Source organism: Microbacterium sp. B35-30 (genome assembly GCF_010634855.1).
Taxonomy (GTDB): domain Bacteria; phylum Actinomycetota; class Actinomycetes; order Actinomycetales; family Microbacteriaceae; genus Microbacterium.
In genome coordinates this window covers 44873-57725 of record NZ_MWLQ01000011.1, presented here as the reverse complement: position 1 = coordinate 57725, position 12853 = coordinate 44873, and the positions used below count along the sequence as shown (strand labels likewise).

Genomic DNA, 12853 nt, shown 5'->3' with positions numbered 1-12853 from the left:
CTCGCGAGTCGAAACGCAGAGACGGAACGCCCCTCACCCGGGGCAGCCCGTCGGCCCGGTGCGTTTCGTCTCGGTCGCTGGCGCTCGCTCGCTCAACGACCGGGATCGGCGGCGCCCAGCAGTCGCAGGACCTCCGCATCGCCGGTCTGCCCGAAGTGGTCGTAGTACTCGCCGACCGCCCAGAAGTCGGATTCGCGGTGCGGGCAGACGTAGTCGTCGACCACGTCCGCCGGTGGGACGAACCGGTCCGGAGCGACGGGGACCGCGAGCACGACGCGAGCCGGGCCGCGGGCACGCACGGACCGACATGCGGCCACCGCGCTCGCACCCGTCGCCACACCGTCGTCGACCACGAGCGCGGGGCGCCCGGTCAGTTCCCGGCTGTGCGGGCCGTACACGACCGTCCGCCGGGCCAGCTCGTCGCGCTCCGCGGCTTCCACGCGTTCCAGGTCCTGCGACGACATGCCGGCCCAGCGCATGGCCTCGGGCGTGACGATCCGCACACCGTCGGCGATCGCTCCGACGGCGAACTCCTCGTGGCCGGCCGCTCCGAGCTTGCGCACCACCACGGCATCCAGGTCGAGCCCCAGCGCCTCCGCCACCGCGGCCGCGACCACGACACCGCCGCGCGCGATGCCGAGGACCACAGCATCGGTTCCCCGCCAGTCTGCGAGCTCTACGGCGAGCTCTCGGCCGGCGGCCCGCCGATCCGCGAAGAGGGCCATGCCTCCACGCTACGCTCGCGACGACCGCGCGTCTCGGGAATGCCGCGTCGGCTCCGCCGGTTCATTCAACCGAATAGAAGGAGCACGCCATGACCTCCATCGACCCCCTGACCCTCGAACTCGGTCTCGACACCTTCGGCGACGTGACACGCGCTGCCTCCGGCGAGCTCGTCAGCGGTGCGCAGACCATCCGCAACGTGGTCGAGCAGGCGGTGCTCGCTGACCGCGTGGGGCTGTCGTTCTTCGGCGTGGGGGAGCACCACCGGCGGGAGTTCGCCGTGTCGAGCCCGGAGATCGTGCTGGCCGCCGCCGCCGCGCGCACCGAGCAGATCCACCTCGGCACTGCCGTCACCGTGCTCTCGAGCGACGATCCGGTGCGCGTGTTCGAGAGGTTCTCGACGCTCGACGCGGTGTCGAACGGCCGCGCCGAGGTCATCCTCGGACGTGGATCGTTCATCGAGTCGTTCCCGCTGTTCGGCTACGACCTGCGCGACTACGAGGCCCTCTTCGACGAGAAGCTCGATCTCTTCTCCCAGCTGCTCGCGGAGAAGCCGGTCACCTGGAGTGGCAACCTGCGCGCTTCCCTGGACGCCGCCGATGTCTTCCCCAAGACCGAGAACGGGCTGCGCGCGTGGGTCGGCGTCGGTGGCACGCCCGAGTCGGCGGTGCGTGCCGCACGCTACGGCTACGGTCTCATGCTCGCCATCATCGGCGGCCCGTCGGCGCGCTTCCGTCCGTTCGCCGACCTGTACCGCCGCTCGCTCGATACCTTCGATCAGCCGCAGCTCCCGGTCGGGGTGCACTCGCCGGGCCACATCGCCGAGACCGACCAGCAGGCGTGGGATGAGGCGTACGAGGGCTTCGAGGCGATGAACAACTCGATCGGCCGCGAGCGCGGCTGGCCCACCTACAACCGGCTCCGCTTCCAGCATGACGTCGGCCCGGAGGGCGCGCTGTACGTCGGCTCGCCCGAGACGGTCGCCCGCAAGATCGCCGACACCGTCCAGACGCTGGGCGCTTCACGCTTCGACATGAAGTTCTCGACCGGCACGCTCTCGCACGAGCGGATGCTGCGATCCATCGAGCTGTTCGGCACCGAAGTCGCCCCGCGCGTCCGCGACATGCTGTCGTAGCGCCGTCACGGGCGCGACATGCTGTCGTGGCGCCCGCGGCCGCTCCAGCATCCGTAGCATGACGCTATGACGGATGCCGGAACCCGAGTCTCGTCGACGCTCTCGGAGCGCCTCGACCGCCTGCCGTTCACCCGCCCGCACCTGCGGGTGCTCACGGGCTCAGGGATCGGCTGGGCCCTGGACGCGATGGACGTCGGGCTCATCTCGTTCGTGATCGCCGCGCTGGCGGCGCAGTGGGACCTGGTGCCGAGTGAGACGGCGTGGATCGCGTCGATCGGCTTCGTGGGGATGGCGATCGGCGCCAGCGTGGGCGGTCTGCTGGCGGACCGCTTCGGCCGGCGGCAGGTGTTCGCGCTCACGCTGCTCGTTTACGGCGCGGCGACTGGGGCGAGCGCCCTCGTGGGCGGGCTGACGGCCCTGCTCATCCTGCGCTTCCTCGTCGGCCTGGGGCTCGGCGCCGAACTGCCCGTCGCCAGCACCTATGTCAGCGAGTTCGCTCCGGCGCGCATTCGCGGACGGCTCATCGTCATCCTGGAGGCCTTCTGGGCTGTGGGCTGGACGCTCGCCGCGCTCATCGGGTACTTCGTGATCCCCGCATCCGAGGACGGCTGGCGGTGGGCATTCGCGCTCGGGGCGATCCCCGCCGCCTATGCGCTCGTCGTGCGTTGGGGTCTGCCCGAGTCCGCACGGTGGCTGGAGCGACGCGGACGCTTCGCCGAGGCGGAGTCCGTCGTCCGCAGGTTCGAGGACGCCGCCGGCACCGTCCCCGCGGCCGCGCCCACACGCGCCGACGTCCCGCCCGCGGCGGCGACCTCCCTCGGTCAGCGCCTGGGTGCCCTCTGGGCGAAGGAGTTCCGGGTGCGCACGGCGTGCCTCTGGCTGGTGTGGTTCTGCGTCAACTTCTCGTACTACGGCGCGTTCATCTGGATCCCGTCGATCCTGGTCGCGCAGGGGTACGACCTCGTGCGCTCCTTCGGCTTCACCCTGGTGATCACGCTGGCCCAGCTGCCGGGCTACGCGGTCGCCGCGTGGCTGATCGAAGTATGGGGACGCCGGGCGACGCTCTCGGTATTCCTGGTCGGCTCCGCCGTCTCGGCGATCTTCTTCGGCACGGCGAGCGGCCCCGGAGCGATCATCGCCGCCGGGATGGCGCTGTCGTTCTTCAACCTCGGCGCCTGGGGCGCGCTGTACGCGGTGACCCCCGAGATGTATCCGACGTCGCTCCGCGCTACGGGAACCGGATGGGCGGCGGGCGTGGGCCGCATCGCATCGATCGTGGCACCCCTCGTGGTGCCGCCGCTGCTGATCGCGGGCGGCGCACCGGTGCTGTTCGTCGTGTTCGCGGTGTTCTTCGCCGTGGCGGCGGCGGCCGCGTGGGGGCTGGTCGACCGCCGGGGCGCAGCGCTCGATGATCGCTGAGCGGGGCCGGGCGTTCGCCGCACCGCACATAGGCTGGGGTCTGTGGCATCCGTTCGACCCGAGGCAGCTGATCGACCCGTGGCACCCGTGAGATACGTCGCCATCGGCGACTCCTTCACCGAGGGCGTGGGCGACGAGCTTCCCGACGGCCACATGCGCGGCTGGGCCGATCTCGTGGCGCAGGGCTGGGCCGACGCGCGGGGCGAGTCGATCGAGTACGCGAACCTCGCGATCCGCGGCAAGCTCGTGTGGCCCATCGTCGAACAGCAGCTCGAACCGGCGCTCGCACTGAAGCCGACCCACCTGTCGTTCAACGGCGGCGGGAACGACATGCTGCGGCCTCGCACGAGCCTCGCGCACGTGGTGGCCGCGTTCGAGACCGTGCTGCGTCGCTGCGACGAGGAGGGCGTGCAGCTCATCGTGCTGTCGGGGGCGAACCCGACGCGGCAGCTGCCCCTGCGTCGAGTCATCCAGCGCCGCGGCGACCTGCTGTCTCACGCTGTCGAGAAGCGTCTGGCGTCGCGCACCGACGTCGTGCAGGCGTACAACTGGTTCGACGAGGAGCTCGCGAGCCCGCCGTTCTGGTCGGAGGACCGTCTGCACATGAACTCGCGGGGCCACCACCGCGTCGCTGCACGCGTGCTGACCGAGCTGGGCGTCGAGCCGCCGCCGGCATGGTGGTCGTTGCCGCCGCTGCCGCCGATGGGCGCGCGGGGCGCGGCCTACTACCGAGAGCACGTCGGTCCCTGGGTGCGCCGGCGACTCACGGGCACCTCATCGGGCGACGGACGCGAGCCGAAGTTCGCTCAGTGGAGCGAGTTCGCCCCCCGCGAGAGCTGAGCGACGCCGAGCCACCTCACGCTGGGCGCGCTCCGCCGGACACCGCGTAAGTCAGCTCGGCGAACGCGCCGGCCTGCCGAACCGAGGTCAGCTCCAGCCGGTCGGGGCCGAGGTTGCGGGGGAGGAGCGGCTTGCCCGAGGTCAGAGTCGCGGGTGCGATCGAGACACGGATCTCGTCGAGCAGACCGGCATCGGCGAACTGGCCGGCGAGATCGCCGCCTCCCACGACCCAGACGTCGCCGTCGCCGGCCGAGTCACGGATCTGCGGCCAGACGTCGCCGACGCTCCCGGATGCGAAACGGATGTCGACGCCGGGCACGACCGGCTGCTCCCTGCTCGAGAACACCCACGTCGGACGCTCGCCGTAGTACGACGGCCATTTCTCCGGGTGTGCGACGAGATCCTCATGCTCGAGCACCCATCGGTAGGTGGAGGAGCCCTGGACGAGCACGCCGATGCCGGACAGGAAGCGCTGGAAGTCGTCATCACCGCCTTCGCCTCCCGGAGCAGCGAAGAGCCACTCGAGCGAGTCGTGGTCGTCGGCGAGAAAGCCGTTCAGCGTGGTGGCCGTATAGAAGATCACACGAGGCATGCCGCCACCGTAGCGCGGACGTCCGACAGACGATTGACACTCATTCAACCGATCGGTACTGTACTAATCAGTTGAACAAGGAGGGAAGAGATGGCCGATCCACTGAGTGCGACGTTCTCGGCCCTCGCCGACCCCACGCGCCGTGCCATCCTCGCGCGGCTGAGCCACGGCGAGGCGACGGTGGGGGAGCTCGCCGCACCGTTCGATATGACCTTCGCCGCCGTGTCGAAGCACCTCCGCGTCCTCGAGGGGGCGGGGCTCGTCACGCGGGGCCGCAACGCGCAGTACCGTCCGGCGCGGCTCGACGCACGACCGCTGGCGGCCGCATCCGACTGGATCGGCGGCTACGCGCAGTTCTGGGACGACAGTCTCGGCGCCCTCGACCACTACCTCAACGCCCTGCAGCAGCTGGGCGCCCCCACCAGCACACCGACGGGTGGCGACGCCACCGCATCCATCGAGAAGGAGAATGACCATGACTGAGTACTTCACCGTCACACGCACCCTGCGAGCGCCCCGCGAACTGGTGTTCGAGGCGCTGACCAAGCCCGAGCACTTCGCCGTGTGGTTCGGCACGGCGGCCGTGGAGGTGCCGCAGGAGAGCCTGACGATGGAGGTGCGCCCGGGCGGCGCCTTCCGTGCCGTCATGCTGCTGCCCGACGGCAACCGCATCGATTGGGCGGGGGAGTACAAGGTGGTCGACCCGCCGTCGCACCTCGCGATGACGCTGACCGACCAGCCCGGCGACGATGCAGGGCTGCCGGTGCTGTTCGACCTCGAAGAGACCGGCGACGGCACGGTGCTCACCATCCGTCAGGACCGGAGCGACTTCACCGACGAGCAGGTCGCGGCGACCATCGCCGGCTACAACGCCTTCATCGACGACATCGAAGACGTGCTGGAGCACCTCCAGACCGCCTGACTCTCAGATCGCCCGCGCACAGCGGTCTGATCACAGAGCGCCCGGGCGGCGCAGCGCACTCATCGCGAGCACACTGCCCGCCCGGGCGCTCTCACGGGGGCCGGCGCCGCCGAGCGCGGCCACGATGAAGCCGGCTGCGAAGGCGTCACCAGCTCCTGTCGAGTCCAGCACGTCGTCGACCCTGTCGACCGGCACGGCGGAGGTCTGCCCGTCCACGCCGACGAGCACCGGCTCGGGCCCGCGCTTGATCACGTAGACGCCCTCCGGCGCGACGTCGAGCTCGGACGCCGTACGCGCCTCCTCCTCGTTCGCGAAGACGACGTCCGGGCAGATCTCTGCGAGGATCCGCCGCAGATCCGCGCCGCCGAGCTCACGCAGCGTCGCCACGCTCGACAGGTCGAGGCTGACGCGCGCACCGTCCGCAGCGGCGCGGGCCGCAGCATCCGTCACCGCCCGTCGCGAGCCCGTCGACGCGAAGCCGTACAGCGGCAGATGCACCCAGTCGGCGCCGGCGAGCCACCCCGGGTCGATCGATCCGAGTTCCGCGGCGGCGCCGCGGTCGGTGATCATGGTGCGCTCGCCCACGGCGTCGACGAGGACCACGATCGACCCGGTGCGACCGCCGCGCTGCACCTTGACGTCGACTGCCGCCGCCGCGAGCTCGCCGACCAGTGCGTGCCCGAGCGGGTCGTCTCCCACACGGCCGATGAAGCGTGAGGGATGCCGCGGCGCCGCCGCCGCCGCAACATTCGCGGCACTCCCGCCCCGGGTGAGGCGCACCTCGGCCGGGTTGTCGGTGCCGCGCTCGAGCGCCGCGCCGCCGAGCACGATCAGATCGGCGACGAGGTCACCGATCACGACGAGCATCAGGCCGTGCCCGCGAGGGCCACGGCGATGCGTGCACCGAGAGCGACGTTGCCGCGGTACACCTCGACGTTGACGTCGAGGCTGCGTCCGCGCGTTTCGCGCTGCAGGAAATCGAGGAGGAACGGCGTCGTGTCGTGGCCGGAGACGCCGTTCGCCTCCGCCGCCGACAGCGCCCGCGTGAGGACGGCATCGTGCAGGGCCGGGTCGAGCTCATGATCGGCGGCGACGGGGTTCGCGACGAGCAGCGTGGAAGCGATGCCGAGGCCGTCGCGCGTGCGCGCGATCGCCGCGATCTCGGCGGGCGAGTCCACCGAGTACTCGATGTCGTGGCCGGAATCGGCGATGTAGAAGCCGGGGTAGTCGGTGGTCCGGTAGCCGACGACGGCGAGGTTGAGCGTCTCGAGCCGTTCCAGCGTCAGGGGGATGTCGAGGATGGACTTGACGCCGGCGCTCACCACGACGAGCGGCAGGCCGGCGAGGGTCGGGAGATCGGCCGATTCGTCGAAGGTCTGCGCGGCACCGCGGTGCACGCCGCCGAGGCCGCCGGTCGAGAGCACCCGTACCCCGGCGCGCGCCGCGAGGTAGCCCGTCGCCGCCACCGTGGTGCCGGCGCTCAGCCCCTTCACCGCGACGACGGGAAGGTCGCGGACGCTCGCCTTGACGACGCCGTCGACGGTCGAGAGTCGTTCGATCTCGTCAGGGGAGAGCCCGACGGTGACCCGGCCGTCGATGACGCCGATGGTCGCCGGCACGACGCCGAGTGCGCGCACGCGCGCCTCGGCCTCGAGGGCGACATCGAGGTTGCGTGGGCGTGGGAGGCCGTGGGTGAAGATCGTGGACTCGAGCGCGAGCACCGGCTCGCCGCTCGCGACGGCGTCCCGGACCTCGGCGGCGATCACGAGGGGAGCGGACACGGGAATCCTTTCGATCCGGCGCAGCTGACGCACCGAATACGCTCACAGTACCGATCGGATGCCGCAACGCGCCGAGTTGCCCGGTTCGGCGCTCGAGGGCGCTCAGCGCCGGGGACGCCGAGCCCTCGGGGGATCCATTCCGAGGCGAATGCGGGTGCGCTTGCGCTCGATCACGATGAACACGCTGCCGAGGAGCCACAGCGGCACCTGCATGAGGAAGGCGATGCGGAAGGCGTCGAGACTGTAGGTCGCCGGGGTGCCGGCGCCCTGCAGATCGAGAGCGAGACCGATGAGGAGGATCGCCAGAAGCGCCGCGAGGAAGCCCCCGGCATTCGTCACGCCGGTGGCGGTGCTGAGGCGGTGGGAGGGGTTGTGGGTGCGCGCGTGGTCGAACGCGATCATCGAGGCGGGTCCGCCGGTGGCCAGCGCGACGGCCAGCGCCAGCAGCAGCCAGAGCGGCGCCGGCCCCGGATACGCGATGACGGCGAGCCAGGCGACCGCCTGCACCGCCACGGTAGGAAGCACCAGTGCGCGTGAGCGCAGGTGCGGCACCCGTCGCGAGAGCTCGCCCATGATCGGCCCCAGCGCCATGCCCACCACGACGTACAGCGACATGATCGAGGCGGCCTCGGCCGTCGTGCGCCCCTCGCCCGCAGTGAGGAAGGGCATGCCCCACAGCAGCACGAACGCGGTCCCCGCGAACGGCGTCGTGAAGTGGGACCAGAAGGCGAGGCGGGTGCCCGGATGAGCCCACGCGGCACGGATGCCGACCCCGGTGTCGACCGATGACGTCACGACCCGGATCGCCCCGGTGTCGGTGTCGACCGACACATCCTCGTCGCGGTCCGGCGGGTGATTGCGGATGAGGAGGAACACGAGGATCGCGAACAGGACCCCGAGCCCGGCGATGCTGCCGAACGTGATCGTCCACGAGGTGGCGTGCAGCAGCGCGGCGAGGGGGAGCAGCGCGACCAGCTGTCCTGCCTGCCCGACGATGCCGGTGAGCTGCACCATGACGGGTGCGCGCTGCGCGGGGAACCACGTCGCGATGAGGCGCAGCACCCCGGGGAAGATGGCGGCGTCGCCGGCACCCAGCAGCATGCGGGCGAGGATCGCGATGCCGACGCTGGGGGAGAATGCCATGGTCACCTGCCCCAACGCCATGAGCAGCATCCCGACCGTCATGATCGGCCGTGCCCCGTAACGGTCGAGGAGCACCCCGACAGGGATCTGCATGCCGCCGTAGACGGCGAGCTGTACGACGGCGAACATCGACAGGGTGGCCGCGTCCGCGTCGAACCGGGCTGCGGCATCGACGCCGACGGCGCTCAGCGACGAGCGGTTCGTGATCGCGAGGACATATGCGGCGACGCCGACCGTCCAGATCAACCAGGCGCGCATTCCCGGCCCCGTCACACGGGGACGGGACAGGCTGGGCACCATTCCACAGTAGTCACGGCGACGGATCCCGCGGCCGCAGGCCTCGGCTGATCGACGCCCGCGATGGGGGTGGATCGCACGTCGCCAAGCGGTTCCGGCGGCGGCGGGGAAGGCATCCGTCATCTGTCAACCCCCTCTTCCGACCACCGGGGATGCGGAAAGGTGACTGTGGGACCCCGCGTCCCAGAACAGGGGAGGGCTGACCGCCGCGCCCCGGAAAGGACACCTCGCATGAGTATCGGAGCAGGCATTGCCCTCTTCGCCATCGGCGCCATCCTCGCCTTCGCGGTGAACGTCGAGGTCGAGTGGGTGAATCTCGACATGATCGGCTACATCCTCATGGGTGCCGGAGCCGTCATCTTCATCGTCGGCATCGTCCTACTGGCGCGCCGGCGCCGGTCGGAATCCGTCACCCACACGGCGGTCGACCCGAACGTCAACGAGCAGGTGACCCGCCGCAGCACGAGCACGACGGACGACGCCGCCGGACTCTGACCAGCACCCTGACGAAACCTCTGACCGCGGGCGCCTCGGCGCCCGCGGTCAGGCGTCTGGGGACTCGGGCAGCGATGGAGGCGTCTCGAGCTGCGTGAGGAGGCCGTCGACCCCCTGAAGCTCGATCGGCGAGCCGAGCCGGGTCACATGGTCGGCGCGGAGCGACTCCCAGCGCTCGCGCGACATGACGTATCGACGATGAAGCGCCGCCTCGCCCTCCCGCGCCATGTGGAATGCACCGTCGGAGTCGTAGCCGACGCGGCGCGAGACGCCGTTCGACGACTCGTTGTCGGCGAAGGCCCCCGACGTCGCCTCCCGCGCGCCCAGCCCCTCGAAGGCGAGATGCAGAGCGAGCATCCTCATCCGAGTGCCGATTCCACGTCCTTGGTGATCACGTCCGAGCCACGACCCGGTCGTGACGCGCCGCAGCACCGACCAGTCTCTCGCGGTGATGCCCTGGATCCCCACGGGTATTCCCTCGTGCACCACGGCGAGCTCGAGGACGAACTCCGTGGGGGAGAGCCGGTTGCGGATGCCCCACTGGTATGCCAGCACGCTGCGCGCGACCTCGTCGGCGGAGCCGCGGGTCCACGGATGCGCGAACGGCATCTGGTCGGGATCATGGATGCCGCGTCCGGCCAGATCGGACAGCTCGACCAGGAGGTCGTCGTCGATCCAGCGCAGCTCCAGGTCGCCGGCACGCACCCGTACGGCAGAAGCGGGCCAGAGCCGGGCGAGCGCGTCGGAGTGCGGCATCCCGGAAGTCTGCCAGAGTCTCTGGGCAGCCGGTGGGCGGATCAGGACTCGGGAACGGCCGGGATGAGGTCGGCAAGCAGCCGGAACACGGCCGCGAGCTCGTCGGCGGTCGTCGCGGGATACGCGACCGTCGCACCGATCACGACCAGATGGGGGACCAGTGCCGCCACCCTCGCACGATCGGGATCGGCGACGCGCCCGGCCCACGCATGCTGAAGCGCCGCCAGACGCGCGCGGTCGACCTGTTCCAGCGCGACGGCAGCGGACTCATCGTGTGAGGCCCACGCACGGATCGAGCGTTCGAGATCGACATCGATCGGCGCATCGAGGCGGGTCGCGAGCTCAGCGAGGTCCGACAGCGCCGGCGCATCGCCGATCTGATCCAGGGTGCGCGTGCGCCATGCGTCGAGGAGCGCGGCCCGATACGCGGTGGCGTTCGCGAAATGGTGGAAGAACGAGCCCTTGCTCAGCCCCACGCGCGCCGCGATCCGATCGATCCTGACCCCTGAGATTCCCTCGTCGGCAAGGACTCGGAGTCCCTCGTCGATCCACCGCTCATTCGACATGAACCCACCATACCAAACCGTATGGTATGGTCGGCGAATGACGCTCCTGCCGGATCCCGTCTGGCCCGTGATCGTCCTCGCGGCGATCTCGTTCATCGACGGTGTGCTCTGCCTCAAGCCCGTGCGCTTCATAGCGAGATGCTTCGAGGATGTGGGCTGGCCACGGCGGCTGTGGTGGCTGATGCCGCCGATCAAATTCGCGGCCGCCGGGGGACTGCTGCTGGGGATCCTTGTTCCTGGACTCGCGGCGCTCACGACAGCGTGCCTGGTGGCGTACTTCCTGTTCGCGATCGGCATGCACATTCGCGCCCGAGATTTCGGCCGCAACCTCTTCGTCAATGCGACGGGGATGCTCGTCCTCTGCCTCGCGACAGGTGTGTTCTGCTTCTTGGTCTAGCCCTCGACGGATGGACTCCCACGAGAACTCGGCGGACGATGCGTCGGCTGCTCAACGCGCGACGTGGTCGTCCGGCTCGTCCTCGAGGAGCATGCCGACCGAGGTGGCGCAGGCATCGCCGCGCCACGCTTCTCTGCCCTCGCGGACGGCGAATCCGGCGATGACGAGGCCGGCGATCGCGTCGGCCCACCACCACCCGAAGCCGGTGTTCAGGAGAAGCCCGATCAGTACGGCGGCCGAGAGGTAGGTGCAGATCAGGGTCTGTTTGGAGTCGGCGACCGCGGTGGCGGAGCCGAGCTCGCGGCCCGCGCGCCGCTCGGCGAGGGACAAGAGCGGCATGATGATCACGCTGAGCGCGGTGATGAGGATGCCGAGGGCACTGTGTTCGGCCTCCACCCGGCCGATAAGCGTGAGCAGCGACGTGGAGATGACGTAGGCAGCCAGGGCGAAGAAGGCGATTGCGATGACGCGGAGTGTGGGCTTCTCCCAGCGTTCCGGGTTACGGCGGGTGAACTGCCAGGCGACGGCGGCCGCGGAGACGACCTCGATGGTGGAATCCAGCCCGAACGCGATGAGTGCGCCGGAGGATGCGACAGTACCCGCGGTGATGGCGACCACCGCCTCGATGACGTTGTAGCCGATGGTGACGGCGACGATCCAGCGGATCCGACGCTGCAGCGTCTCTCGACGCTCAGGGATGAGTGACGCAGTCATGCGCAACTGCAGCCTTCATCCGTGCAGCACTCGGGGTCGACCGACAGCACCAGCTGCAGGAGTTCGCCGAGAGCGGGCGCGAGGTGTTCGTCAGCGAGCCGATAGGAGGACCGACGCCCTTCCTGAACGGCCTCGACCAGTCCGCATCCCCGCAAGCAGGCCAGCTGATTCGACATCACCTGTCGGGAAACGCCGATGGCGTCGGCGAGGTCGGACGGGTAGGCGGGTCCACTGCGCAGCGCGAGCAGTACGCCGGTGCGTGTGGAATCGGACAGGGCATAGCCGAGCCTGGCCAGCGCGGCGGTGTGGGTGACGGTCGCGGTTGCCATGAGTGGGATAGTACATGGACGCGTGAATCAACGAAACCCTGAACCAACTGCCGCACCGTCCTCGCGTTTCGGAGGGACATGCGGGGATCGGCTGGCCGGCGTCCTCTCTCGGGCGGCTATGGTCGTCCGGTGACTCGTTACAGCTTGATTCCCGCGGCGTATGTCTACATGGTGCGCGACGGCAGGGTGCTGTTGCAGCTGCGCCGCAACACCGGATACATGGACGGCTTCTGGACCGCTGGCGCAGCGGGCCACCTGGAACCGGGGGAGACCGCAGTGCAGGCGGCCACTCGGGAGCTCTCTGAGGAGCTCGGCCTCAGCGTGTCGGCGAGTGAGCTTGTTCCTTCAGCCGTCATGCAGCGTACGGACGGAACGTCCAATCCGAGGGAGCAACGCGTCGACTGGTTCTTCGCCTGCGCGTCGTGGAGCGGCGAGCCCTCGATCATGGAGCCGGAGAAGTGCGCCGAACTGCGGTGGTTCGATCTGACGGACCTGCCCCCGCAGATTCCGGCCTACGAACGCGCCGCCTTGGTGTGGCTCCGCGAAAACGACTCTGTCGGATTGCTCGACGTGGGCTTCTCACTGCCGCGAACCTGAGCCGCGAAATCTCGCGCTCGCGCTCGCGCCGACAGGGCGCACCGAGGCCGCGAAACCCCAGGCGCCGACGGGGGCCCGGCGATTAGGCTGGCCGGATCCGATGGACGGCAGTCATCGCAACGAGGACCATCGAGCCGGGCGCGACGC

Annotated in this window: 17 protein-coding genes; 8 read left to right on the top strand and 9 right to left on the bottom strand. The window is 70.0% G+C overall.

What is annotated here, in order from left to right:
• Positions 1-92: 92 nt before the first annotated feature.
• Positions 93-725 (bottom strand): phosphoribosyltransferase family protein, encoded by a 633-nt coding sequence (locus B2K11_RS04610; protein WP_163617096.1) that lies wholly within the window; start codon positions 723-725, stop codon positions 93-95.
• Positions 726-814: 89 nt separating this feature from the next.
• Between B2K11_RS04610 and B2K11_RS04605 the strand changes: the two genes are divergently transcribed.
• The 3 genes from B2K11_RS04605 to B2K11_RS04595 all read left to right on the top strand — a co-directional run bounded on the left by B2K11_RS04605 (position 815) and on the right by B2K11_RS04595 (position 4117).
• A complete protein-coding gene (locus tag B2K11_RS04605; protein ID WP_163617095.1) occupies positions 815-1858 on the top strand; it encodes an LLM class flavin-dependent oxidoreductase in 1044 nt (347 codons plus the stop codon).
• A 66-nt stretch (positions 1859-1924) separates the two neighbouring features.
• Positions 1925-3277, top strand: a complete 1353-nt coding sequence (locus tag B2K11_RS04600; protein ID WP_163617094.1) for an MFS transporter — start codon at positions 1925-1927, stop codon at positions 3275-3277.
• A 78-nt stretch (positions 3278-3355) separates the two neighbouring features.
• Positions 3356-4117, top strand: a complete 762-nt coding sequence (locus tag B2K11_RS04595) for an SGNH/GDSL hydrolase family protein (RefSeq protein WP_204260007.1) — start codon at positions 3356-3358, stop codon at positions 4115-4117.
• A 16-nt stretch (positions 4118-4133) separates the two neighbouring features.
• On the opposite strand, the gene B2K11_RS04590 is transcribed toward B2K11_RS04595, so the two are convergent.
• Positions 4134-4709 (bottom strand): dihydrofolate reductase family protein, encoded by a 576-nt coding sequence (locus tag B2K11_RS04590; RefSeq protein WP_163617093.1) that lies wholly within the window; start codon positions 4707-4709, stop codon positions 4134-4136.
• Positions 4710-4799: 90 nt separating this feature from the next.
• Between B2K11_RS04590 and B2K11_RS04585 the strand changes: the two genes are divergently transcribed.
• Both B2K11_RS04585 and B2K11_RS04580 read left to right on the top strand, forming a co-directional pair.
• Positions 4800-5192 carry a metalloregulator ArsR/SmtB family transcription factor gene (locus B2K11_RS04585; RefSeq protein ID WP_163617092.1) on the top strand — a complete coding sequence of 131 codons (393 nt, stop codon included), beginning with the start codon at positions 4800-4802 and terminating at the stop codon, positions 5190-5192.
• Positions 5185-5631 carry an SRPBCC domain-containing protein gene (locus B2K11_RS04580; protein ID WP_163617091.1) on the top strand — a complete coding sequence of 149 codons (447 nt, stop codon included), beginning with the start codon at positions 5185-5187 and terminating at the stop codon, positions 5629-5631. The genes B2K11_RS04585 and B2K11_RS04580 overlap by 8 nt, the downstream gene beginning before the upstream one ends.
• A gap of 30 nt (positions 5632-5661) precedes the next feature.
• Here B2K11_RS04580 and B2K11_RS04575 read toward each other — a convergent pair whose 3' ends face one another.
• The 3 genes from B2K11_RS04575 to B2K11_RS04565 form a co-directional block, all read right to left on the bottom strand.
• The gene (locus B2K11_RS04575; protein WP_163617090.1) at positions 5662-6498 is read right to left on the bottom strand and encodes a PfkB family carbohydrate kinase; all 837 of its coding nucleotides are present in this window, start codon (positions 6496-6498) and stop codon (positions 5662-5664) included.
• Positions 6498-7412 carry a pseudouridine-5'-phosphate glycosidase gene (locus B2K11_RS04570; protein WP_163617089.1) on the bottom strand — a complete coding sequence of 305 codons (915 nt, stop codon included), beginning with the start codon at positions 7410-7412 and terminating at the stop codon, positions 6498-6500. The genes B2K11_RS04575 and B2K11_RS04570 overlap by 1 nt, the downstream gene beginning before the upstream one ends.
• 102 nt (positions 7413-7514) lie before the next feature.
• The gene (locus B2K11_RS04565; protein WP_239525731.1) at positions 7515-8813 is read right to left on the bottom strand and encodes an MFS transporter; all 1299 of its coding nucleotides are present in this window, start codon (positions 8811-8813) and stop codon (positions 7515-7517) included.
• 270 nt (positions 8814-9083) lie between these two features.
• Between B2K11_RS04565 and B2K11_RS04560 the strand changes: the two genes are divergently transcribed.
• Positions 9084-9347 (top strand): DUF6458 family protein, encoded by a 264-nt coding sequence (locus tag B2K11_RS04560; protein WP_163617087.1) that lies wholly within the window; start codon positions 9084-9086, stop codon positions 9345-9347.
• Positions 9348-9395: 48 nt separating this feature from the next.
• Here the strand turns inward: B2K11_RS04560 and B2K11_RS04555 are convergent, their stop codons facing one another.
• Positions 9396-10103 carry a GNAT family protein gene (locus tag B2K11_RS04555; RefSeq protein WP_163617086.1) on the bottom strand — a complete coding sequence of 236 codons (708 nt, stop codon included), beginning with the start codon at positions 10101-10103 and terminating at the stop codon, positions 9396-9398.
• 41 nt (positions 10104-10144) lie between these two features.
• Positions 10145-10669: a TetR/AcrR family transcriptional regulator gene (locus tag B2K11_RS04550; protein WP_163617085.1), complete on the bottom strand. Its 525-nt coding sequence runs from the start codon at positions 10667-10669 to the stop codon at positions 10145-10147.
• A gap of 37 nt (positions 10670-10706) precedes the next feature.
• Here B2K11_RS04550 and B2K11_RS04545 point away from each other — a divergent pair, with 37 nt between their 5' ends.
• On the top strand, positions 10707-11066 hold the full coding sequence (locus B2K11_RS04545; RefSeq protein WP_163617084.1) for a DoxX family protein: 360 nt from the start codon (positions 10707-10709) through the stop codon (positions 11064-11066).
• A 51-nt stretch (positions 11067-11117) separates the two neighbouring features.
• On the opposite strand, the gene B2K11_RS04540 is transcribed toward B2K11_RS04545, so the two are convergent.
• Both B2K11_RS04540 and B2K11_RS04535 read right to left on the bottom strand, forming a co-directional pair.
• Positions 11118-11780 (bottom strand): cation transporter, encoded by a 663-nt coding sequence (locus tag B2K11_RS04540; RefSeq protein WP_163617083.1) that lies wholly within the window; start codon positions 11778-11780, stop codon positions 11118-11120.
• Entirely contained in the window at positions 11777-12109 is a 333-nt protein-coding gene (locus B2K11_RS04535) for a metalloregulator ArsR/SmtB family transcription factor (protein WP_163617082.1), read from the bottom strand. Before B2K11_RS04535 ends, B2K11_RS04540 begins: the two co-directional genes overlap by 4 nt.
• 78 nt (positions 12110-12187) lie before the next feature.
• Between B2K11_RS04535 and B2K11_RS04530 the strand changes: the two genes are divergently transcribed.
• Positions 12188-12706: an NUDIX domain-containing protein gene (locus B2K11_RS04530; protein ID WP_163617081.1), complete on the top strand. Its 519-nt coding sequence runs from the start codon at positions 12188-12190 to the stop codon at positions 12704-12706.
• Positions 12707-12853 lie beyond the last annotated feature (147 nt).